Here is a 1301-nt window from a genome sequence, read left to right as displayed (position 1 = left end):
TTTTTGCGTGACGAGCGAATGGCACAAGCGACGGAGAGTTGGGCGGCAATGGAATTCAAGGGTATTGATCTGGGCGACAAGCGCCTGAACCGACGGGCAGTGCTGTTGGCCGAACAACTGTCGGGCAGTCCGTCGGCAAGCATCCCTGAAGCTTGTGGCGGGTGGGCCGGGACGGCGGCGGCCTACCGGTTTCTGGCGCAGGACAAGCTTGAATGGTCCGACATCATGGAGCCGCATTGGCGGTGTTCGGCCGAGCGGATGCGGGCGTGCGAGGTGGTGCTTTGCATCCAGGACACGACGGAACTGAACTTCAACGGGCAGGGCATCGCGGGGCTGGGACCGTTGTCGTACGAAGCCCAGCGCGGAATGTACACCCACGCGACCTATGCGGTGACGCCACAGCGCGAGCCGTTGGGGGTACTGGATGCCTGGATGTGGGCGCGCGAATTGAAGGATGCTGGCGGCGTGCGCGGTGGCATCAAGGAGAGCACGCGCTGGATTGAAGGCTATGAGCGGGTTGCCGAACTGGCTGTGACGATGCCAGACACGCGTCTGGTGTACGTCGCGGATCGGGAATCCGACATTCTGGAGTTGATGCTCAAGGCGCATGAGAGCGGATGTCCGGCGGACTGGCTGCTGCGCTCCCAACACAATCGGGTGCTGCCTGAAGGCGGCAAGCTGTGGGACGAAGTCCTCAATGGTGAGCCGCTGGGCGAGATTCGCTTTACGCTGGCTGCCCGCCAGGGCCAGAAAGCCCGGGAAGTCCAGCAACAGCTTTGGGCAAGATGTGTTGACGTGCCGCACACGGCAGATAGCGTGATCCCTGTCACTTGCATCGTGGCTCGGGAAGTCGGGGCGCCGGCAGATGTCAAACCGCTCGAATGGCGCCTGATGACCAACCGCGAGACGGGTGATCTGGGGGCTGCCGCACAACTCATCGACTGGTATCGTGCCCGCTGGGAGGTGGAAATGTTCTTTCATGTATTGAAGAACGGATGCCGGGTCGAAGTGCTGCAGCTGGCGTCGATCGATCGCATCCAGCGGGCACTGGCGTTGTTCATGGTCGTGGCCTGGCGCATTGCGCGACTCATGCGCTTAGGTCGCACTTGCCCCGAACTCGACGCGCAATTGCTGTTCGAGCCCGATGAATGGCGCGCAGCGTTTATCCTGAACCGAAAGACGCCGCCTGACACGCCACCGTGTCTGAACGAAGTTGTTCGGCTCGTCGCGATGCCCGGCGGCTTCCTGGCCAGAAAGGGTGACGGCGAACCCGGCGTCAAGACTATCTGGCAGGGGCTGCA

General features: G+C 62.3%; 1 protein-coding gene. It reads left to right on the top strand.

Annotated features, from left to right (window positions below; genetic code table 11):
* Positions 1 to 18: 18 nt before the first annotated feature.
* A partial coding sequence (locus HV796_RS42485) for an IS4 family transposase (protein ID WP_425497124.1) occupies positions 19 to 1301 on the top strand: 1283 nt, incomplete at its 3' end.

Origin of the sequence: Paraburkholderia humisilvae, assembly GCF_902859855.1 — a bacterium.
GTDB classification, from domain to species: Bacteria; Pseudomonadota; Gammaproteobacteria; order Burkholderiales; family Burkholderiaceae; genus Paraburkholderia; species Paraburkholderia humisilvae.
Note: the sequence above shows the minus strand (reverse complement) of the source record. Positions and strands in the feature narration are given on the sequence as shown.